The organism is Agromyces sp. Root1464 (assembly GCF_001427265.1).
GTDB lineage: Bacteria > Actinomycetota > Actinomycetes > Actinomycetales > Microbacteriaceae > Agromyces > Agromyces fucosus.
Genome location: NZ_LMFU01000002.1, coordinates 767,962 through 787,917 on the forward strand (window position 1 = coordinate 767,962; position 19,956 = coordinate 787,917).

General features: G+C 71.0%; 19 protein-coding genes. 2 read left to right on the top strand and 17 right to left on the bottom strand.

Annotated elements, in window-relative coordinates:
- Window positions 1–2: 2 nt before the first annotated feature.
- From mutM to ASD23_RS09445, 10 genes are all read right to left on the bottom strand, one after another.
- Entirely contained in the window at window positions 3–941 is a 939-nt protein-coding gene (gene mutM / locus ASD23_RS09400) for a bifunctional DNA-formamidopyrimidine glycosylase/DNA-(apurinic or apyrimidinic site) lyase (RefSeq protein ID WP_056009707.1), read from the bottom strand.
- Between the two features lies 1 nt (window position 942).
- A complete protein-coding gene (rnc, locus tag ASD23_RS09405) occupies window positions 943–1,626 on the bottom strand; it encodes a ribonuclease III (protein WP_115957560.1) in 684 nt (227 codons plus the stop codon).
- A 55-nt stretch (window positions 1,627–1,681) separates the two neighbouring features.
- Window positions 1,682–1,885: a 50S ribosomal protein L32 gene (rpmF, locus tag ASD23_RS09410; protein WP_022891802.1), complete on the bottom strand. Its 204-nt coding sequence runs from the start codon at window positions 1,883–1,885 to the stop codon at window positions 1,682–1,684.
- A gap of 2 nt (window positions 1,886–1,887) precedes the next feature.
- On the bottom strand, window positions 1,888–2,394 hold the full coding sequence (locus ASD23_RS09415) for a YceD family protein (protein WP_082571531.1): 507 nt from the start codon (window positions 2,392–2,394) through the stop codon (window positions 1,888–1,890).
- A 74-nt stretch (window positions 2,395–2,468) separates the two neighbouring features.
- Window positions 2,469–4,796: a transglutaminase family protein gene (locus ASD23_RS09420; protein ID WP_056009713.1), complete on the bottom strand. Its 2,328-nt coding sequence runs from the start codon at window positions 4,794–4,796 to the stop codon at window positions 2,469–2,471.
- Window positions 4,786–6,165, bottom strand: coding sequence for a DUF58 domain-containing protein (locus ASD23_RS09425; RefSeq protein ID WP_056009715.1), 1,380 nt, complete (start codon window positions 6,163–6,165; stop codon window positions 4,786–4,788). Before ASD23_RS09425 ends, ASD23_RS09420 begins: the two co-directional genes overlap by 11 nt.
- Before the next feature lies 1 nt (window position 6,166).
- Complete coding sequence (locus tag ASD23_RS09430) at window positions 6,167–7,171, bottom strand: AAA family ATPase (RefSeq protein ID WP_056009717.1); 1,005 nt, start codon at window positions 7,169–7,171, stop codon at window positions 6,167–6,169.
- Window positions 7,168–7,659, bottom strand: a complete 492-nt coding sequence (coaD, locus tag ASD23_RS09435) for a pantetheine-phosphate adenylyltransferase (protein ID WP_056009720.1) — start codon at window positions 7,657–7,659, stop codon at window positions 7,168–7,170. The genes ASD23_RS09430 and coaD overlap by 4 nt, the downstream gene beginning before the upstream one ends.
- A gap of 51 nt (window positions 7,660–7,710) precedes the next feature.
- Complete coding sequence (locus ASD23_RS09440) at window positions 7,711–9,963, bottom strand: ATP-dependent DNA helicase RecG (RefSeq protein ID WP_082571332.1); 2,253 nt, start codon at window positions 9,961–9,963, stop codon at window positions 7,711–7,713.
- Window positions 9,960–10,766, bottom strand: a complete 807-nt coding sequence (locus ASD23_RS09445; protein ID WP_056009722.1) for a tetratricopeptide repeat protein — start codon at window positions 10,764–10,766, stop codon at window positions 9,960–9,962. Before ASD23_RS09445 ends, ASD23_RS09440 begins: the two co-directional genes overlap by 4 nt.
- 71 nt (window positions 10,767–10,837) lie before the next feature.
- On the opposite strand from ASD23_RS09445, the gene ASD23_RS09450 reads away from it, so the two are divergent.
- Complete coding sequence (locus tag ASD23_RS09450; RefSeq protein ID WP_056009724.1) at window positions 10,838–11,431, top strand: RsmD family RNA methyltransferase; 594 nt, start codon at window positions 10,838–10,840, stop codon at window positions 11,429–11,431.
- On the opposite strand, the gene thiL is transcribed toward ASD23_RS09450, so the two are convergent.
- Window positions 11,401–12,405, bottom strand: a complete 1,005-nt coding sequence (gene thiL / locus ASD23_RS09455) for a thiamine-phosphate kinase (protein WP_056012850.1) — start codon at window positions 12,403–12,405, stop codon at window positions 11,401–11,403. The two genes, ASD23_RS09450 and thiL, sit on opposite strands and share 31 nt — an antisense overlap.
- Window positions 12,406–12,479: 74 nt before the next feature.
- Entirely contained in the window at window positions 12,480–14,213 is a 1,734-nt protein-coding gene (locus ASD23_RS09460; RefSeq protein ID WP_056009726.1) for a substrate-binding domain-containing protein, read from the bottom strand.
- Window positions 14,214–14,442: 229 nt separating this feature from the next.
- On the opposite strand from ASD23_RS09460, the gene ASD23_RS09465 reads away from it, so the two are divergent.
- Entirely contained in the window at window positions 14,443–14,976 is a 534-nt protein-coding gene (locus ASD23_RS09465; RefSeq protein ID WP_056009728.1) for a DUF3515 domain-containing protein, read from the top strand.
- A 94-nt stretch (window positions 14,977–15,070) separates the two neighbouring features.
- Here ASD23_RS09465 and ASD23_RS09470 read toward each other — a convergent pair whose 3' ends face one another.
- From ASD23_RS09470 to leuD, 5 genes are read right to left on the bottom strand one after another with little or no spacing between them, the layout of a single operon-like run.
- Window positions 15,071–16,159: a D-alanine--D-alanine ligase family protein gene (locus ASD23_RS09470; protein WP_082571333.1), complete on the bottom strand. Its 1,089-nt coding sequence runs from the start codon at window positions 16,157–16,159 to the stop codon at window positions 15,071–15,073.
- A complete protein-coding gene (locus tag ASD23_RS09475) occupies window positions 16,059–17,198 on the bottom strand; it encodes an NAD(P)H-dependent glycerol-3-phosphate dehydrogenase (protein WP_056009733.1) in 1,140 nt (379 codons plus the stop codon). The genes ASD23_RS09470 and ASD23_RS09475 overlap by 101 nt, the downstream gene beginning before the upstream one ends.
- On the bottom strand, window positions 17,188–17,931 hold the full coding sequence (locus ASD23_RS09480) for a lysophospholipid acyltransferase family protein (protein WP_056009734.1): 744 nt from the start codon (window positions 17,929–17,931) through the stop codon (window positions 17,188–17,190). The genes ASD23_RS09475 and ASD23_RS09480 overlap by 11 nt, the downstream gene beginning before the upstream one ends.
- A 40-nt stretch (window positions 17,932–17,971) precedes the next feature.
- The gene (murA, locus tag ASD23_RS09485; protein WP_056009735.1) at window positions 17,972–19,339 is read right to left on the bottom strand and encodes a UDP-N-acetylglucosamine 1-carboxyvinyltransferase; all 1,368 of its coding nucleotides are present in this window, start codon (window positions 19,337–19,339) and stop codon (window positions 17,972–17,974) included.
- The gene (leuD, locus tag ASD23_RS09490; protein ID WP_056009737.1) at window positions 19,336–19,956 is read right to left on the bottom strand and encodes a 3-isopropylmalate dehydratase small subunit; all 621 of its coding nucleotides are present in this window, start codon (window positions 19,954–19,956) and stop codon (window positions 19,336–19,338) included. Before leuD ends, murA begins: the two co-directional genes overlap by 4 nt.

The window sequence follows — 19,956 nt, forward strand, 5'->3', positions numbered from 1 at the left end:
ACTCATCGCACCCGCTGGCACCTCGGGCAGAAATGCGAACCCCGGTTCATGAACGCCTCGCGCACCATCGGCGTGCCGCAGCGAGGGCAGGGCTTGCCCGCTCGCCCGTAGGCGTTCAGGGAATGCTCGAAGTAGCCGGATGCCCCGTTGACGTTCACGTATTGCGCATCGAAGCTCGTGCCGCCCTCGGCGAGGGCCTTGCCGAGCACCTCGCGCACCGCGCCGAGGAGTTCGCGGGCACGCCGCCTCGACAGCGACGACGCGGGCTGCTCGCCGTGCAACCGCACCGCCCACAGCGACTCGTCGGCGTAGATGTTGCCGATGCCGCTCACGACGCCCTGATCGAGCAGCACGCGCTTGATCGCCGTGCCGCGCTTGGCGAGCGCCGCGAAGAAGGCCCGCTCCGAGAACGCCGGGTCGAGGGGATCCCGCGCGATGTGGACGACCTGGGCGGGCATCTGGCGCGCCCACTCCCCCGTGACGCCGTCGGAGAAGCCCGCGATCTCGCCGTCGGCCGTCGGCACGAGCCGGTCGATCGCGAGGGATCCGAAGATGCGCTGGTCGACGAAGTCCACGCGCAGCTCGCCGTGCTCGGGGTGTTCCAGGTGCAGTCGCACCCGGGCATGCGCGTCGTCGCCGGGATGGTCGGGCGTGCGCAGCAGCATCTGCCCGCTCATGCCGAGGTGGCCGACGAGGGCCCGGCCGTCGCGCCGCTCGTCGCCGCGACGTTCATCAGCGGAGAGGGGCAACCACAGGAACTTGCCGCGGCGCACGGCCGCGTCGATGCGGGCGCCCGTCAGCAGGGACTCGAAACCTCCGGATGCCGCGTCGTGCCGCTTCAGCGAACGAGGCTCGAGCACCTCGACGGCCGAGACGATCGCGCCGGTGACCGCTGGTGCCAGTCCGGCCCGCACCACTTCGACCTCGGGCAGCTCGGGCACGTCAGCGCGAGTCGAGCCTGGTCCAGGCCTCGAGTGCCGCAGCCATCTCGGCCTGCTTCTTGCTCGAACCCTCGCCCGACGCCTCGACGAGGTCGCCGACGGTCACCGTGGCGACGAAGTGCTTGTTGTGGTCGGGTCCACTCTCGGCGACCGTGTAGACGGGTGCCGTCGCGCCGCGACGAGCCGCGATCTCCTGCAGGCTGGTCTTCGGATCCATGGCCGCACCGAAACGTGCAGGGTCTTTCATGAGCGGCGCGACGAGTCGCAGCACGAGCGCCGTGGCGGTGTCACCGCCGGCGTCGAGGTAGACGGCGCCGATGATGGCTTCGACCGTGTCGGCGAGGATCGACGGCTTGTCTGCGCCACCGGTCATGGTCTCGCCCCGGCCGAGTCGGATGAACCGACCGACGCCGATCGCGCGACCGACTTCTGCGAGCGCCACGCTCGAGACGAGGCTCGCCCGCCGCTTCGCGAGCTCCCCCTCATCGAGATCGGGGTGGTCGCGGAACAGCTTGACCGTCACGGCTTGCCCGAGGATCGAATCGCCGAGGAACTCGAGACGCTCGTTGGTCGGGATGCCGCCGTTCTCGTACGCGAATGACCGGTGCGTGAGCGCGAGCTGGAGCAGGGCGGGATCGATCGAGATCTGCAGGCGTTGCTGCAGCTCCTCGATCGTCTGATCCACTGCCCCGTTGAGCTCCGTTCGCGTCACGACCGGTCGTTCGGGTATCGGGGGCCGACTAGACGTCGGCGACCTTGCGGCCCTTGTACTCGAGGAAGAGCGGGGTGCCCGCCGAGTCCTCGACGACCTTGGCACGGTGAGGAAGGCTGTAGGTGACCTTGCCGTTCTCGACCGTCTTGACCAGGGTGGGGACCTCGGCCTTCCACTGCGCGCGGCGCATGTGGGTTCGGGCGCGTGACTTCTTCCGCTTCGGAACAGCCATGACTATCTCTCTTCTCTCTGCTGGTCGGCGCCGGATGCGTCATCCGGGCCGCTGTCTTCGGAAGCCTGGAACCCTGCGAGCGCGGACCATCGTGGATCGCTGTGCTCAGGGGTGACGAGTTCCGGATGATCGGCCAGTCGGAGCCCGGTCTCGAGGTCGAGTCCCGGGCAATCCGGTCGGCACACCGGCTGGAACGGCAGTGCCAGCACTACCGCATCTCGGATGAGTGGTTCAAGATCCACGTGGTCGTCTTGAACCTCATACTCGATGGCTTCCCCAGAATGATACCCGAAGAGTTCTTGGAACTCGACTTCGACGGGCAGCGCGATGTCGATGAGGCATCTGCCGCACTCCCCTTCGGCCACCGCGTCGACCTCTGCGGTGACGAGGATGCCCTCGTGCACCGACTCGAGCCGAACGTCGATGTCGAGCTCGGAACCGGCGCGGACGGCGACCAGCCCCTCGCCCATCTGGTCGCCTGCGGCGACGGAGAAGGGGTGCTCGCGCATCTCGCCGGGACGGTTGACGAGGTCGCGGACGTTCACACGGAACGGGGAATACTTGATGGCCACGATCGACGAGTCTACGCGCCGACGGATGGGCGTTCGCCGAACGCCCGCCGTGCGGTGTCGAACAGCGATCGCGGCGCGAGCATCGCCCTCGCACGCACCACCGGTGCTGCGTCGGCCAGGAGTGCCGCCCGGACATCGGCGAGCTGCCCGTGCAGAACCGGGTCCGCGACGTCGACGATATCGTCGGGTCCGTACCGCTCGCGTTCGACGGCGTCACGGAGCCCGAACAGCGCTGCCCTCGCCTCGGCTCCCTGGAATGCCGCTCGCTCGGAGACCGTGGCCGCGAAGGCCCGGGCCGTCTCGGCGTCGTCGCCACCGGCGCCGAGATCGCGGGCGGTCGCGATCACCTCGTCCCACGCGGCATCCGCGGGTCGCTCGCCCTTCGCGATGCGCCGGCGACGCGTCCAACGCTGTCCGACGCGGAGCATCGCCGGGAGGAGCAGCAGGAGCACGGCGAGGAGCATCACCGGCACCCCGCGCTGCCACCAGGTGTTCGCCGTCGAGGCACCGCCGGCCTGCCCGGCGAGGCCCCGATCGGGATCGAGCTCGGGACGGCCACTCGCTCCCGGGCTCACCGGCGCCGTGCTCGGGGCGGCGGCGCCGGTGCCGTCGCCCGCGCCGGGCCTCGAGTACCCGGGCACCGTGCCTCGACCCGGGGTCGGTTCGAACGGCACCCACCCGACACCCTCGAAGTACAGTTCGGGCCACGAGTGCAGGTCGTGCGAGTCGACCTCGACCCGCTGCACGCCGTCGACGCGCTCCTGCGTCGGAGAACCCTGCGTGTAGCCCAGCGAGATGCGCGAGGGGATTCCGATCTCCCGCGCGAGGACCGCCATCGTCGAGGCGAAGTGGACGCAGTACCCCGACTTGGCCTCGAGGAACTGCGCGATGACATCGAAGCCGCCGCCGTCGTACCCCTCGGCGACCGGCGCTTCGGTGGAGTAGTCGAACTGGGAGGAACGGAGGTAGGACTGGATCGCCACCGCCGCGTCGTAGCGGGAGGTGGTGCCCGCGGTGACCGCCGCAGCCGTCTCGGCGATGATCGGCGGCATCTCCTCGGGCAGCGCGAGGTTCGGCTCGATTTCGGCCGGCACGTCGGTGCTCGCGTCGCGCAACTGCGCGACCGTGGGCTCCACCTCGAGGCGGGTGGCCCGGTAGCGCTGCCCGCCCGTGTTCGTGTCGACGCTGCGCACCGACAGCGAGCCAGCCTCCCAGAACCAGGAACCGCTGAGGCCCTCGATGCGAGAGGTCGGGTAGGGCACGGGGAGCCACGTCGTACGCACCTCGTCGACGATCACCTCGATCGGATGCTCCGTGGTCACGACCTCGTCGGAGAGGCCGTCGGGCCTCGGCATCGCATCGACCGTGTTGTCGCCGTCGACGGCCTCGTTGCCGGCGCCCCACACCTCGCCCTCGAACTCGTCGAGGGTGAGCAGGGAGAAGTACGGGCGGTCGGCGTCTCGCGCGAAGTAGTGGAACGCCGGGCGCGGCTCGGGACGACGGAGATCCCGTCCGAGGTCGATGAAGGGGCTCACCCCGCGCCCGAACAGCGTGCCCTGGCTCGGCGACCCGAGCAGCAGGCTCGATGAGATGCTCGGCGTCGACGCCGCCAGGATCGACGCGGTCAGAAGGCCGACCGCGGCGAGGCCGAGCGAGGCGCCGAGCGTCGACACGATGGGCACCCGGTTCGGCGGCACGATCGTCGCGGCATCCTCGCCCTCGGCCCCGGCGGCGAGGCGCGCCCGTCGTCGCACACGCACGTCGACCCTCAGCAGCAGCAGGTACGCCGCTGCCGTGAGCACGAGCGCCGGCGCCTCGGCACCCGCCTCGATGATGAAGCCGGGCACCACGACGGGCACGAGCGCCGGCACCGCCGCGAGCGCGGGCACCCGGAGCGTCTGGACGAGCACGTCCACGACGAACGCGAGCAGCCCGATGCCGAGCGCGAGCGCGAACAGGAGCGGCGGCACGGGGATGGCCGGCACCGACTGCTGTTCGATCGTGCGCTGCGCGCCCGACATGAGCTCGCCGAAGGCCTCGAAGGTGCCTTGCGTCGGGATCACGAGCGCGATGCTCGTGGCTCCGCCGAACACGAGTGTCAGGAGCAGCAGGAGCACGACGAGTTCGAGCACCGGCACGAGCGAGGCCGGCGTTCGCAGGGCTCGCAGGCCCGTGCCCGCGAACAGCACCCCGCCCGCGATGAACGCGCACAGCCACCACCATCCGCTGCCAGCGATGAGCGGGCCGAGGGCCATCGCGGCGGTCGCGAGCAGCAGGAAGGATGCAGCGGTGAGGGCGAGCCGCTGGGCTCGTGAGAGGGGAGCGGGATCAGGACGCATCGGGCACTCCGGGTGCCACCGGGCGGCGGGCGGGCGGGCGACTCGGCGCAACGGGCTGGGGTCGGGTCGTGCCCGACCACGCCGACGCGATCTCGGCCGCGCGGCGCACGCGCACCACTCGCCAATCGGCCTTCTCGAGCAGGTCGACGATGCCCCCTGCCACCCCCTCGGTCGCGAAGACCACGGCCGGCTCGATGCTCGATCGCAGCGCGACGAGGGAGCGGGCGTCGTGCTCGTCGGGGTCGACGAGCACGGCGAACCCCGGCATGCGGGCGTCCCGTCCGCGAGAGCCCGCTGAGTGGGTCCCGGCAGCCGACTGCGTGCGGGCGCCGGCCGCTCCGGCGGGGCCGTCGAGCCGCGCGAGGTCTTCGAGCAGCAGTCGATCGCCGCCGGGCAGGCGGTAGCCGGCACCCGACTCGCCCGAGGCGAGACCCCGCTCGGGATCGTCGAGGCGATCGCAGCGCACCCGGTATCCGTGTTCGAGCAGGTGCATGCCGATCGACGCCGCGACCTCGACGCCGAGTTCGAAGCCGAAGTGCGGGCTGTCGTCGGCGTCACGGCGATGACCCGCCTGCCGCGCGCGCCCTGCGAGCGCGGTGTCGAGGATGATGCGAGCCTCGGGGTCGCCCCGCTGCTCCTCCTCGCGCACCATGAGCTCGCCGCGGCGGGCGGTCGCCGCCCAGTTCACCCGCCGCAACGGGTCGCCGTAGCGGTACTCGCGGGCGATGAGCTCGTCGGAGTTCGGATGCGTGCGGAGTTGCAGGCCGTTGAGCACGCCGTCGACGCTCGCTGCCGAGCCGAGTGCCGTGTCGAGCGGAGTCACGCGCGGGGTGACCACGACCTCGTGGGCGGTGCCGACGTCACGGTCGACCCTCGCGAGACCGAACGGGTCGGCGATGCCGACGCGCAGCGGTCCGATGGGGTAGACGCCGCGCCGCGGCATCCGCAACCGGTACTCGACGCGCACCGTGTCGTCGCCCGAGGGCAGCATCGATTCGTAGGGGCCCATCGCCGGCAGGATCGCTTCGGGTGCTGCCGTCAGCGTCGTCGGCACCCCGTCTCGCCAGTGCGCCCCGTCGAAGGTGCGGCGGGAGCGGTTCTTGATGACGAGCGCCACCAGAGTCGAGCCGCCCGCCTCGGCGACCGGTGGGGCGAACCTCCGCGTGACCGCGAGGCTCGGCTTGCGCAGGGCCACGAAGAGCGCGGCCACGGCCGGCATGGCGATGCCGACGAAGGCGAGCACGAGCACGTCGCGAGAGTCGAACCAGAGCGACACGGCGAGCAGCAGCACCCCGACGATGACGAGCGTGGCACCCCGGCGCGTGAGTCGCGGCCAGGTCGCGACTCGAACGGAACGGGGGTGCCACATGTCAGTTCCTTCGCGCGCTGCCGACCGGAATCGGCGTCTCCCCCACGATTCGGCGCACGATGGCGTCGATGAGCGGCCCGCTATCGCGGTCGTGCGCTCCGACCGCACGACTCGTGGGCACGAGCCGATGCGCGAGCACGGGCACGGCGAGTGCGTCGACGTCGTCGGGCAGGACGAAGTCTCGGCCGTGCATCGCCGCGTGCGCCTTCGCCGCCCGGATCAGCTGCAGCGTGGCTCGCGGGCTCGCGCCGAGGCGCAGTTGCCGGTCTTCACGCGTCGCCCGGGCGAGGTCGACGGCGTACTCCTTGACCGGCTGCGACGTGAACACGTGCTGCACGGCCTCGATCATGCCGCGCAGCTCGGTGAGGCTCACGACCGGCTCGAGCGCATCGAGCGGGCTCGACGTCTCGCGCGTCGACAGCATCGCCAGCTCGTCGGCCGACGAGGGATAGCCCATGGAGATGCGCGCCATGAAGCGGTCGCGCTGCGCCTCGGGCAACGGGTACGTACCCTCCATCTCGACAGGGTTCTGCGTGGCCACAACGGTGAACGGCGGCTCGAGCCGGTAGGTCGTGCCGTCAGCGGTGACCTGGCGCTCTTCCATGCACTCGAGCAGCGCCGACTGCGTCTTCGGGCTCGCGCGGTTGATCTCGTCGCCGATCACGATGTTCGCGAACACCGGCCCGTGCTTGAACTCGAAACGCCGACTCGCCTGGTCGAACACCGAGACGCCGGTGACATCGCTCGGCAGCAGGTCGGGGGTGAACTGGATGCGGCTGACCGTCGCGTCGACCGATCGGGCGAGCGTCTTGGCGAGCATCGTCTTGCCGACGCCGGGTACGTCTTCGATGAGGAGGTGGCCCTCGGCGAGCAGCACGGTGAGCGCGCTCGTGACGGCCTCGCGCTTGCCGGCGATGACCGCCTCGACGTTCTGCACGATGGATGCCGCACGCGCACCGACCTCGTCGATGCCCATCTGCGCCGCGACAGCCGTCTGGTCGGTCATGGCGTCATCGCCGCCTGGAGGTACTCGGACACCGCGGTCGGCACGTAGGGGGCGACGTCGCCGCCGAGCGCCGACACCTGGCGCACGAGGGAGCTCGACACGTGCGCGTTCGCCGGATCGGGAAGGAGGAAGACCGTCTCGACGCCCGCGAGGTGACGGTTGACGATCGCCATGGGGGTCTCGTAGGCGACGTCGAGCTGCGAGCGCACGCCCTTCACGAGCACCGAGGCGCCGACATCGGTGCAGTAGTCGACGAGGAGCCCCATGCTCCACGACGCCACGACGATGCGGCCCCGGATGCCGGCCTCGGCGATCGACCGCTCGATGAGCGAGACCCGCTGGGCGATCGGCAGCAACGCCGACTTGTCGGGGTTGTGCACGACGACGACATGCAACTCGTCGTACAGCCCCGCGGCCCGCTCGATGACGTCGAGGTGACCGAGCGTGACGGGGTCGAACGATCCTGGGACGACGGCGATCCGCTGCATACGCACCAGCGTACTGCCCGCGCGGCCGCGCGCGAGGGGCTGTGGAGAGTCTCAGCCCTTGCTCAGGTACCCGCTCGTCTCCTCGTCGAGGCGACGGCGCACCGCCGCCGCGAGGGCTGGGTGCGACGCGAGTCCGCCGCCGGCCTCGAGCACCTCCTGCGCCATCTCCCGCGCCTCGGCGATGAGGTCGCCGTCGCGCGCGACCTTCAGCAGCTTGAGCGACGAACGCCCGCCCGATTGCACCGCGCCCAGTACGTCGCCCTCCTGCCGCAGCTCGAGGTCGGCCTGCGCGAGCTCGAAGCCGTCGAGCGTCGCGGCGACGGCCTCGACCCGCTGCAGGGCGAGCGATCCGGGCACCGCCGACGTGACGAGCAGGCAGAGCCCGGGCACGGACCCGCGGCCGACCCTGCCGCGCAGCTGGTGCAGTTGCGAGACCCCGAACCGATCGGCGTCGACGACGACCATGGCGCTCGCGTTCGGCACATCGACGCCGACCTCGATGACGGTGGTCGCGACGAGCACGTCGATCTCGCCGGCCGAGAAGGCGCGCATCGCCGCGTCCTTCTCGTCGGCCGACATTCGGCCATGCAGGGGCGTGATGCGCGTCTCGGCGAACCGCGGGTGGGCGCGGAGCTCCGCCAGCACGGCGACGACGGATGCCACGGGGGCCGCGGCATCCGCTCGGCCCTCGCCGTCGGTCGCAGCGGCCGAGGCCGCGCCCGCGGGACCCTCGTCTTCGACGACCTTCGCCTCGATGGCGGGGCAGACGACGAACGCCTGCCGGCCGAGCGCGAGCTCTTCGGCGAGGCGTTCCCAGATGCGCGGACGCCAGGTCGGCCGGATCGCGAGCGGGACGACCTGTGACGTGATGCCGGCACGCCCGGCCGGGAGTTCGCGGATCGTCGACACGTCGAGGTCGCCGAACACCGTCATCGCGACCGTGCGGGGAATCGGCGTGGCCGTGAGCACGAGCACGTGCGGCGGGCTCTGCCCCTTCAGCCGCAGTGCTTCGCGCTGCTCGACGCCGAAGCGGTGCTGCTCGTCGACGACGACGAGCCCGAGGTCGGCGAACGAGACGTTGTCGCCGAGCAGGGCGTGCGTGCCGACGACGATGCGCGACTGGCCCGCTGCGGCGCGCAGGAGCGCCTTCTTGCGCTCGGCGACGGGAAGCTGGCCCGTGAGCAGGGTCGGCATGAGCTCGGCCGCGAGATCGGGGCCGAGCATCTTCGCGATCGAGCGCAGATGCTGGCCCGCGAGCACCTCGGTGGGCGCGAGGAGCGCCGACTGGCCGCCCGAATCGGCGACGGCGAGCATCGCGCGAAGCGCCACGACGGTCTTGCCCGAGCCGACCTCGCCCTGCACGAGGCGGTTCATCGGCACGGGCTCGCCCAGGTCGTGCGCGATCTCGCCGCCGACCTCGAGCTGGTCGCCCGTGAGCGTGAAGGGCAGCGCCGCGTCGAACCGCTCGAGGAGCCCACCGGGCACGGGCTCGCGCGCGACGGTCGTGTGCGTGCGCAGCTCGGCCCGACGTTCGAGGAGCGCCGTCTGCAGCACGAACGCCTCGGTGAAGCGCAGCGTGCCGCGAGCGCGCTTCCAATCGCCGTCGCGCTCAGGCCGGTGCACGAGCTCGAGCGCTTCGCGGTGGCCGAGGAGCGACTTCGCCGCGCGCACCGACGCCGGGAGCGGATCGTCGAGCGGGGCGAGCCCGTCGAGCACGAGCTCGACGGCCTTGGCGATCTGCCAGCTCGCGAGCGTGCTCGTCGCCGGGTAGATCGGGATCGGCGCCTCGGCCCAGCGCTTGGCCGCCGCGTCGCCGGCCTCGAGCGGCGCGGCGTCGTCGAACAGCTCGTAGTCGGGGTGCGCGAGTTGGCGCTGCCCCTTGTAGTCGCTCACCTTGCCGGCGAAGATGCCGCGCCGGCCGGGCCGCAGGTCTGCGGCCCGCCAGCGCTGGTTGAAGAACGTGAGGGTCAGCACGCCCGTGCCGTCGGTGATCTTCGCCTCGACGATCGAGCCGCGGCGAGCACGCATCGACCGCTCGCCGACCTCGATCACCTCGGCGATGATCGTGATGTTCTCGTCGAGCGGCAGGGTCGCGAGCGCCGTCAGCTCGCCGCGCATGGCGTAGCGCCGCGGGTAGTGCGCGAGCAGGTCGCCGACGGTGCGATGCCCGAACCCGCGCTCGAACGCCTGCGCGGTGCGCCCGCCGAGCGCCCCAGACAGCCGGGAGTCGAGGGTGAACGAGCCCGGCGCGATCTCGCCGGCCGTCGTCGCGTCGCGCCCTTCGGTGTCGCGCCCCTCGGTCATGGCTCGATCGTAGGCGGCGCCTCCGTCAGCGCGGCGAGCTCCGCCTGCACGTACGGGTCTTCGGGTCGGGCCGCTGCGAGCTCCCGCTGCAACGCGAGCGCCTCGTCGGTGCGACCGAGGCTGCGCAGACACCGGGCGACCGACCATCGGGCGACGTGGCGCTGCTCGGCGGTGCCGTATCGGTCGGCGGCCTCGACCGCCTGCTCGAAGTGCGTGAGGGCCGCCTCGGCCCTGCCCGCGTCGTGCATGGTCCATCCGAGGTTGTTGTGCAGGGCGACGCCCCAGCGACGCAAACGGGCGTCGCGCACTCCGTCGAGCACGTCGAACCCCTCGGCCGCCCACTCCTCCTCGTGGCCGGCGTCGTTCAGCGCCAGCATGTGCAGGGCGTCGAGCACGAGGAACGTCGACCCGGCGAGCGCGGCCTCGCGAACGCCGCGGGTCAGTTCGGGCACCGCGTCGGCGGGGCGCCCAGCGGATGCCGCGAGCCGCCCTCGCTCGATCGCCACCCGAGCCCGGAGCTCAGCGGCATCCGCCCCGCCGTCGCCGGCGGGAACGTCTGCTGCGACGCTCTCGAGCACCGCGAGCGCCTCTTCGACGCGGCCCTGGATTCCGAGAGCTCGGGCGAGCTGCGTCGTCATCACGGCGCGGAGGTGGGCGGAGTTGCCGTCGTCGTCAGCGGCCTCCCTGAATCGCTCCTCGCTCGCCGCCGGGTTCCCGAAATCCCAGAGTCGGTCGATCATCTGCTGTTCGGCGCCGCGGTGTCGGGACGGTTCGGCGGGCACCTGGTCGGTCGAGTCATCCACACTCCCATAATGGCAGCAGCTCGGTCGCCTCATGGCAGCGGCGAGAGGTCGCCCGTTATGCTCGCCTGAGCATGACCCGCATCATCGCCGGATTCGCCGGCTCCCTCACCCTCCGAGTGCCGCGCTCCGGCACCCGTCCCACGAGCGACCGCGTGCGCGAGGCGATCTTCTCCGCCCTCGAGGCGCGAGACGCCCTCGAGGGCGCCCGGGTGCTCGACCTCTACGCGGGGTCGGGCGCACTGGGCCTCGAGGCGGCCAGCCGCGGTGCCACCGATGTCGTGCTCGTCGAGCGAGCCAAGCCCGCGGCGGAGGTGTGCCGCAGCAACGCCGATGCCCTGCTGAAGGCCGCGAAGGGCGTCACCCGGCCGCACATCCGCGTTGCCGTGCGTCCCGTGGCCGCGTACCTCGAGACCGCCGCCGCCGGCGTCGACCTCGCCTTCATCGACCCGCCGTACGAGCTCGACGAGGCAGCGTTGGCGCGCGACCTCGAGCTGCTCGCGCCCCTGCTGGCGCCCGACGCCGTCGTGATGGTCGAACGCAGCTCCCGCTCCCCCGAACCCGAATGGCCCGCGGGCATCGAGCCCGAACGTCGCCGCGACTACGGCGAGACGACGCTCTGGTGGGCGACCACGGCTCAGCCTGCGCGGCCGTCCCAGCCCGAGTAGGGGTCCCATCCGGCGGAGTCGATCGCGACGCCGTCGACGAAGAGCCGCCCTGGCGCGTCCGTCACGAGGCCGATGGGTTCGAACGGCTCGGGCAGCGCCGTGCCGGGCGGGAACGTCGCGAGCAGGCCGTGGTCCTCGCCGCCGGCCAGGGCGAGCCGCACGTCGGGGCCGAGCGCTGCGGCCGAGAAGTCGATGCCGACACCACTCGCCTGGGCGACGCGGCGTGCGTCTCGAGCGAGGCCGTCGGAGACGTCGAGCATCGACGTCGCGCCACCCGCCGCAGCCGCGACCCCGGCGCCGACGGGCGGTGACGGCGCCAGCTGGGCGGCGATGAGGTCGGGGTGGCGGTCGCGCAGCACGTCGGCGGCAGCGGAGTCGGGTTCGCCCGAGGCATCCGTCGCCTCGTCGAAGAGCAGGGCGAGGCCGCGGGCAGCGTCCCCGCGAGCGCCGGCGTGCGCGACGACGTCGCCGGGGCGTGCCCCGCTGCGGGTCACGGGCGGGCGGCCCTCGAGATCGCCGAACGCCGTCACCGCGATCGTCAGCACCGATGACGCCGTGAGGTCGCCGCCCACCACGCCTGCGCCGGGGGCGAGCGCAGCGAGGCATTCACGGAGTCCATCGGCGATGCCCTCGAGCACCGAGGCGTCGAGCGACGGCGGCGCGGCGATCGCCACGACGAGTGCCGTCGGGCGGGCTCCCATCGCCGCGACATCCGTGAGGTTCGTCGCCGCCGCCTTCCAGCCGAGCTCGAACGGCGTCGACCAGGCGAGGCGGAAGTCGGGGCCGTGCACCATGAGGTCGGTGGTCACGACGAAGCGTCCGTCGGCGGCGGCGACCACGGCGGCATCGTCGCCGGGGCCGAGAAGCGCGGCATCGGCCGGCCGGAGCCGCGGCAGGATGCGCGCCAGTGCGGCGTCTTCGCCGAGCTCGCCGACGGTTCGGGGCTGGGCCGCTTGGTCCGCGCGCTCGTGCATGCCCTTCACGCTAGCGTGCGCCGCATGCCGGCGTGTGCGGCCACCCGGCCGGAGCCGCCCGCGCCCCGGAGTCGTCAGCAGTTGGGTCGGCAGGCGCGCTGCGACAGTGCGTCGGTGAGCACCACGGTCAGGTCCTCGGGGCGTGCCGCGGAATAGGCGGCACCGCCCGTCGCCTCCGCGATGCGCCGCATGGCGTCGAGATCGGTGTCGGGCCCGATGCCGACGAGCGTCACTGGCACGGGCCGCGCCGGGTCGTCCAGCGCCGCGAGCTCGGCGAGCAACTGTTCTCCCGAGATGCCGTTCTCATCCTCGTTCCGGCCGTCGGTCAGCAGCAGCACCGAGTTGACCTTCTCGGGGTCGTACTGCTCGCGCACGCTCTGCACGGCCGCGAGCGTGGTGTCGTAGAGACCGGTGGCACCGCCGAGACGGACAGGCAGCGAACCGATCACGTCGGTCACGAGCTGCTTGTGCGAATCGTTCGAGAGTCGGTCGATCGGTGCGAGCCACTCCCAGTCCTGCTCGCCGGCGCGCAGCGTGGAGAAACCCCAGACGCCGAGGTCGACCTGGCCCGAGAACTGCGCGAGCGTCGTCGCCGCGGCCTGCTGCAGCACGTCGATGCGCCGCTGCCCCGACACGGTCGGCTCCTCCATGGAGCCCGAGAGGTCGATCACCGTCAGGATGCGCGAGCGCACGCTGACGAGACCCCAGGTGCGCAGGATCGCGACCTGAGCGGATGCCGCGGCAGAACTCACCTCGACGGGCGCCTCGACCACGCCGTCCTGTTCGAGCTCGCCGCCGCCTCGGCCGTCGCGGAAGCCGTCGGTGGCGAAGCGGTCCTTCGCGTTCCAGAGGGCGATCTTCAGTGCGTCGAGCTCGTGGGCCCGACGCGCGAGCTCGATCGCCTCGGGGTCGGACTCGTCCGCCTGCTCGCCGTCGCGCAGGTGCTTCGCGAGCTCGCTCTCGTCGAGCAGGCGCAGGAACGGATAACTGAGGGCGAGGCTGCCGTCGCTCGGGTAGAGGGCGAGCAGCGGCTCGGCGCCCGCCTTCCGGTTGTGCAGCGCCAGCTGCTGCTCGCTCGCGATCGCCACGGTGCCCGGGGCGCTCACGCTGAGCGCGGCGAACGCGGCATCCGCATTCGCCGGCACCTCGCCGTTCAACCGGACCATCGCGTTCTGGAACTGCCTCGGCTGGGTGATCTCGACGCGGCTCTCGAGCGACTGGAGCGCGTTCAGGCTGGCCGAGGAGGCTTCGGGGTCGGGCAGCAGCGCGGGGAACTCGGCACCCAGCAGCCCCTTCCAGCTCAGTTCACGACCGGCGAACTCCTCGGCCCGGCTCACGGGCGCCGCGAAGACGACCGGGCTCGTCGCGATCGAGCGTTCGAGGGCGATGTCGGGCACCGGGCGGCCGAGGGATCGCGCCATGCTCGACATGCGCACGAGCCAGACCGGGGAGTCGGGGATCCAGGCGTCGACCTCCGTCGCGTTGCCCGAGGCCAGTACTGCGGCCGTGTCCGCCGACTCCTGGGCGAACACCTCGGTGTGCGAGCACGCCGACTCGCCGGCGTCGTACTCGGTCGCCACGGCCTGCACCGTCGCCGCGATCGCCCGATCGGCGACGACCGTCAACTCGACGGGCACGGTGCACTCCGGAACCGGGTCGATCCAGTCGTCGAGACCGCCCGTCGCCCAGGCCGTGCCGACGGCACCGGCACTGCCGACGAGCACCGCCGTGACGATCGCGGCCGCGATGATCGAGCTCGTCCGACGACGGCGTTTCCGACTCTGCTCGCGTTCGCTTCGACGACTCATCGTGCTCCATTGCTCGGCGGTGAGCGGCCTCGATCAGCGCTCGGGTGCTTGCAGCGATGCTCGTCTCGGGGTACGACGGCGGGGGCACCGCGTGCATTGGTAAGCAATCATTACATTCAGCGGCGCCGATTGCACTCCCGCTCCCCCGCTCGCAGCCGGCGAAGGGAACCGCGCAGCCGAGCAGCCGACGCCCAGCTCGACGCGCCCGGCTCGCGATAGCCTGAACGGGATGTCCGAATCATCCCCCTCAGCTCCTTCGCGCGGCACCGCGCTCCGCCGGTTCGCCGTGACCGCCGTCGTCGCCGCCGCCATGCTCGTGCTCACCGGTTGCAGCCAGGCCGTGCCGATCGAATCGGCGCCGCTCGCGAGCGATCCCGACTGCGCGGCCGTCGTCGTGCGCCTGCCCGACGCGCTCGCGAAGGACACCGAGGCCGAGCAGCAGCAGCGCGAGACCAACGCGCAGGGCACCGGTGCATGGGGCGAACCGGCATCCGTGGTCCTGCGCTGCGGGGCCGAGGCGCCCGGCCCGACGACCGATCGCTGCGTCAGCGTCAACGGCGTCGACTGGGTCATCGACGAATCGGAAGCCCCGAACTACCTCTTCACCACATACGGGCGCACGCCCGCCGTCGAGGTGCTCGTCGACAACGACGTCGTCTCGGGCACCACCGTCATCAGCGAACTCTCCTCGGCGGTCTCGGTCATCCCCGCCGATGGCGGCTGCACGACGATCGACGAGTCCTTCGGCGAGACGTCGGGCTGAGCATCCTGCTGGTTGAGCCTGCCGAGACCTCAGCCTGCCGAACCCCGGTCTCGACCGGCTCGACCGACAGAGGCAGGCTCAACTCGCAGGCGTGTCAGCGACTGCCGCGCGCGTACCCGCCGTCGATGAGCTCGGCGATCAGGTCGGGGTAGGCGAGGCCCGACTGCTGCCAGCACGTCGGGAACATCGAGATGGGCGTGAAGCCCGGCATCGTGTTGATCTCGTTGACGACGAAGCCCTCGTCGGTCAGGAACACGTCGACACGCGCGAGCCCCTCGCCGCCGATCGCCTCGAACGCGTGGCGTGCGACGCGCTGCAGCTCGAAGAGTTCGCCGTCGCCGAGATCGGCCGGGCAGATCAGCTCGACGCCGGGGGCGTCGAGGTACTTCGCCTCGAAGTCGTAGAAGTCGCGGCCGGTGACGACGACCTCGCCGGCGACGCTCACGCGAACGGATGACCCGGCGCCGCCGAGCACTCCGCACTCGATCTCGCGGCCCGTGACCGCCGCCTCGACGAGCACGCTGCCGTCTTCGGCGAACGCGGTGTCGAGGGCCGCGTCGAGCTCCGACCAGTCGGCGACCCTCGTGACGCCGACCGAGGAGCCCGCGCGCGCGGGCTTGACGAACACCGGCAGTCCGAGCGCCTTGGTGCGGCGCTCCCAGAGCTCGCGGTTCTCGTCGAGCGAGGCTCGCGTCAGGGTCACCCACGGTGCCACGGCGATGCCGGCGCCCTCGAGCACCGTCTTCGTGAAGTGCTTGTCCATGCCGATCGACGAGGCGAGCACGCCGTTGCCGACGTAGGGCAGGCCGATGAGCTCGAGCAGTCCCTGGATCGTGCCGTCTTCTCCGAAGCGGCCGTGCAGGATCGGGAAGACCACGTCGACGTCGCCGAGCGAGCGCTCGCCCGATGCATCCGTGACTCGAAGCTCGCGCGACGACGCGCTCTCGGGCCAGCGCACCCGGCTGCCGTTGTCGACGACCTCGGGCAGGTGCGCAGGGTCGAGGGCGAAGCGGTCGGCGTCGTCGGACTCGAGCACGAACGCGCCGTCGCGAGTGATCCCGACGGGGATCACCTCGTAGCGGCTACGGTCGATCGCCCGGAGCACCCCGCCCGCCGTTGCGCAGCTGATCGAATGCTCGCTGGAACGCCCTCCGAACAGCAGAACCACTCTGAGCTTGTCCATCGATCGTCCTTTCGCCCTGAGGCTCGTCGTCTGTCGTGAGGTGGGGCGCGATGTCCTTCGGATCGAGGGTGCCCGCGAGCACCTGCCGAACCTGTTCGACGATAGGCATGTCGACGCCCATCGCTCGCGCCAGTTCGAGGATCGGCCCGACCGATGCGAGCCCCTCTGTGGTCTGCTGCATCTGATTGACGACGTCGTTCAGGTGATAGCCCTGGCCGAGCAGCCGGCCCGCGGTGTTGTTGCGCGAGAGGGGCGACTGGCTCGTCGCGATGAGGTCGCCGAGCCCCGCGAGGCCGGCGAGGGTCTCGGGATGCGCGCCGTAGGCGACCGCGAAGTCGGTCATCTCGACGAGGCCGCGCGTGATGATCGAGGCCTTCGTGTTCTCGCCGTAGCCCACGCCGTCGACGATGCCGATCGCCACGGCGATGAGGTTCTTCAGCACGCCGCCGAACTCGGTGCCGATCACGTCGGTGTTCACGAACGAGCGGAAGTAGCGGTTGCGGGCGACGGATGCCACGGCCTGGGCCGTCTCGAGGCTCGTCGACGACACGACGGCGGCCGTCGGCTGCTCCTTGGCGATCTCGAGCGCGAGGTTCGGCCCGGAGATCACGGCGATCTGCGCCGGGTCGATGCGCAGCACCTCGGCGATGACCTCGCTCATGCGCTTGCCCGTCGACTTCTCGACGCCCTTCATGAGCGAGACCACTGATGCCTGTGCGTGCAGGTGCGGCGCGATGATCGCGAGATTGTCGCGGAGCGACTGGCTCGGCACCGAGATGTAGACCTGCTCGGCGCCGGCGAGGGCGAGATCGAGTCGGCTCGTGGCCCTGAGGCCGAGCGGCAGGTTCACGCCCGGGAGGTAGTCGCTGTTGCGCTTGGCCTCCTGGATCTCGCGGGCCAGCTCGGGGCGACGGGCCCACAGCACGACATCGGCGCCGCCGTCGGCGAGGATCTTCGCGAACGTGGTGCCCCAGCTGCCGGCGCCGAGCACGGCGACGCGCTTGCCCGGGCCCTTCTTGGCAGGGGTTCTAGTCTTCAAGGCGCCCCGTCTCCTTCTGGCCGTGCTGCGTCGGGTCCCAGCGCTCGGCCGGTGCCGGCTCGTCGCGCAGTTCCGCGAGCAGCTCTGCGATCGCCTTCATGAGCTGATCGGTCGCCTCGAGCAGGCTGCTCTGGGTGAGCGGCTTGCCCCGATACTCGCTGAGGTCGAGCGGCTCGCCCACGATGACGTCGATGGTCTTGCGCGGGAAGGGGTGGATCTTCTTGCCGTAACGCGGCATGAGCTCCTGCGTGCCCCAGTGCGCCGAGGGGATGATCGGGATGTCCCGCTCGAGCGCGATGCGCACGGCGCCCGTCTTGCCCCGCATCGGCCAGAGGTCGGGATCGCGGGTCAGCGACCCTTCGGGGTACACGACGACCATGCGCCCCTTCTCGACGAGCTCCTCCGCTGCGCGCAGCGCCCGGTGGCTCTTGCTGCCCGCGCGCTCGACCGGGATCTGGCCTGAGGTGCGCAGCAGCCACCCCAGCACGGGGTTCTTGAAGAGCGAGGCCTTCGCAAGGAATCGAGGGGCGCGACCGAGCTTCCACACGGCCGCGCCGATCACGAGCGGATCGATCTCGCTGTAGTGGTTCGGCGCGAGCACGAAGGCACCCGCCTGGGGCATGCGCTCACGATGGTGGAACCGGTAGCGGACCGCGAGGCCGAGCGGCGGAAGCGCGATGGCGGCGAGGAGCCAGAAGAACGACGGTCGGCGGGTCTCCGAACGCGGCTTCATGGAGCTCGTCGAGGGTGTGTCGTCGTGTGGCACTCCCCCATTATCCTTCGAGTTCGAAGTCCGCCCCGAGGAGCTCCAGCTTCGTGATGAAGTTCTCGTATCCGCGAGCGATGATGCCGACGTTCGAGACGGTCGAGCGGCCGTCGGCCGAGAGCGCCGCGATGAGGTGGCTGAAGCCGCCCCGCAGGTCGGGAACCTCGATGTCGGCGCCCGTGAGCTTCGTGGGCCCCGAGATCACCGCGGAGTGCTTGAAGTTGCGCTGGCCGAACCGGCACGCGCGACCGCCGAGGCACTCCTTGTGTACCTCGATCGACGCGCCCATCTCGACGAGGGCGTCGACGAACCCGAAGCGCTGCTCGTAGACCGTCTCATGCACGATCGAGACGCCCTTCGCCTTCGTGAGCGCGATCACGAGCGGCTGCTGCCAGTCGGTCATGAAGCCGGGGTGCACGTCGGTCTCGATGATGACGGGCGAGAGCTCGCCGCCCGGGTGGAAGAACCGGATGCCGTCTTCCTGGATCTCGAAGTCGCCGCCGACCTTGCGGAAGACGTTGAGGAACGTGAGCATCTCGGCCTGGCGCGCTCCGCCGACGAAGATGTCGCCGTCGGTCGCGAGGGCCGCAGCGGCCCAGCTCGCGGCCTCGTTGCGGTCGAAGAGCGCCCGGTGGGTGTAGCCGTCGAGCTTCTCGACGCCCTCGATGCGGATGACCCGGTCGGTGTCGACCGTGATGATGGCGCCCATCTTCTGCAGGATGTTGATGAGATCCATGATCTCGGGCTCGATCGCCGCGCCCGAGAGCTCGGTGATGCCGTCGGCGAGCACAGCCGTCAGGAGTACCTGCTCGGTGGCGCCGACGCTCGGGTAGGGCAGCGACACCTTCGCGCCGTGCAGGCCGCCGGGTGCCGACATGCGGATGCCGCTCGGCAGCTTCTCGACGATCGCACCGAAGTTGCGCAGCACCTCGAGGTGGTAGTCGATCGGACGGTCGCCGATGCGGCAGCCGCCGAGGTCGGGGATGAACGCCTCGCCGAGGCGGTGCAGCAGCGGGCCGCAGAAGAGGATCGGGATCCGGCTGGAGCCCGCGTGCGCGTCGATGTCGGCCATGTGCGCCGTCTCGACCGCCGACGGGTCGAGGATGAGCTCGCCCTCGATGCCCTGCGTCACGCTCACGCCGTGCACCTCGAGGAGGCCTCGGACGATCCGGACGTCGCTGATGTTCGGGACGTCCTTCAGCACGCTCGGAGTGTCACCGAGGATGGCCGCGACCATCGCCTTCGTGACGAGGTTCTTCGCGCCCTTCAACTCGATGCGACCGCGGAGCGGCTTGCCACCGTTGATCGTGATCTTGTCGACGTTCAACCCGACTGCCGTTCCATGGTTCTTGGCATCCTGCCCGAGTGTGTTCACAGACTCCCTGATTCCGCCGGCTCCCTGATGGGGAGCGTCTTCGGCCGCCACGACTCTCGATGAGACTCGAACTCGGCAATTGCTGCTTCATCTCTGAGGGTGAGCCCGATGTCATCGAGTCCCTCCAGAAGCCTCCACCGAGTGTAGTCATCGATCTCGAACGGCACCTTCAGCGACCCTACGGTCACTGTTCGCTCAACCAGATCGACCGTCACCGCTATTCCCGGGTCGGCCTCGACGACCTCCCAGAGCCGCTCGACGTCTTCGTAGGCGACCTGTGCTGCGAGGAGTCCCTGCTTGCCCGAGTTGCCGCGGAAGATGTCGCCGAAGCGCGAGCTGATGACGACGTCGAAGCCGAAGTCGCGCAGCGCCCAGACGGCGTGTTCACGGCTCGAACCGGTGCCGAAATCGGGTCCGGCGATCAGCACCTTCACGCCCTGGTACTCGGGGCGGTTCAGGACGAAGTCGGGGTCCTGGCGCCAGGCGTAGAAGAGCGCGTCGTCGAATCCGGTCTTCGTGACGCGCTTCAGGAAGACGGCGGGGATGATCTGGTCGGTGTCGACGTTCGAACGGCGCAGCGGCGCCGCGGTGCCCGTGACGGTGGTGATCTTCTCCAT

Bases quoted from the DNA above. Each gene is read 5' to 3' on its own strand.
- ASD23_RS09465 (WP_056009728.1), top strand. From the start codon at position 14,443: ATGTCCGAATCATCCCCCTCAGCTCCTTCGCGCGGCACCGCGCTCCGC.
- ASD23_RS09480 (WP_056009734.1), bottom strand. From the start codon at position 17,931: ATGAAGCCGCGTTCGGAGACCCGCCGACCGTCGTTCTTCTGGCTCCTC.
- ASD23_RS09415 (WP_082571531.1), bottom strand. From the start codon at position 2,394: ATGCGCGAGCACCCCTTCTCCGTCGCCGCAGGCGACCAGATGGGCGAG.
- ASD23_RS09450 (WP_056009724.1), top strand. From the start codon at position 10,838: ATGACCCGCATCATCGCCGGATTCGCCGGCTCCCTCACCCTCCGAGTG.
- coaD (WP_056009720.1), bottom strand. From the start codon at position 7,659: ATGCAGCGGATCGCCGTCGTCCCAGGATCGTTCGACCCCGTCACGCTC.
- rpmF (WP_022891802.1), bottom strand. From the start codon at position 1,885: ATGGCTGTTCCGAAGCGGAAGAAGTCACGCGCCCGAACCCACATGCGC.
- ASD23_RS09470 (WP_082571333.1), bottom strand. From the start codon at position 16,159: ATGGACAAGCTCAGAGTGGTTCTGCTGTTCGGAGGGCGTTCCAGCGAG.
- ASD23_RS09420 (WP_056009713.1), bottom strand. From the start codon at position 4,796: ATGCGTCCTGATCCCGCTCCCCTCTCACGAGCCCAGCGGCTCGCCCTC.
- thiL (WP_056012850.1), bottom strand. From the start codon at position 12,405: ATGCACGAGCGCGCGGACCAAGCGGCCCAGCCCCGAACCGTCGGCGAG.
- ASD23_RS09425 (WP_056009715.1), bottom strand. From the start codon at position 6,165: ATGTGGCACCCCCGTTCCGTTCGAGTCGCGACCTGGCCGCGACTCACG.
- leuD (WP_056009737.1), bottom strand. From the start codon at position 19,956: ATGGAGAAGATCACCACCGTCACGGGCACCGCGGCGCCGCTGCGCCGT.
- ASD23_RS09430 (WP_056009717.1), bottom strand. From the start codon at position 7,171: ATGACCGACCAGACGGCTGTCGCGGCGCAGATGGGCATCGACGAGGTC.
- ASD23_RS09460 (WP_056009726.1), bottom strand. From the start codon at position 14,213: ATGAGTCGTCGAAGCGAACGCGAGCAGAGTCGGAAACGCCGTCGTCGG.
- ASD23_RS09440 (WP_082571332.1), bottom strand. From the start codon at position 9,963: ATGACCGAGGGGCGCGACACCGAAGGGCGCGACGCGACGACGGCCGGC.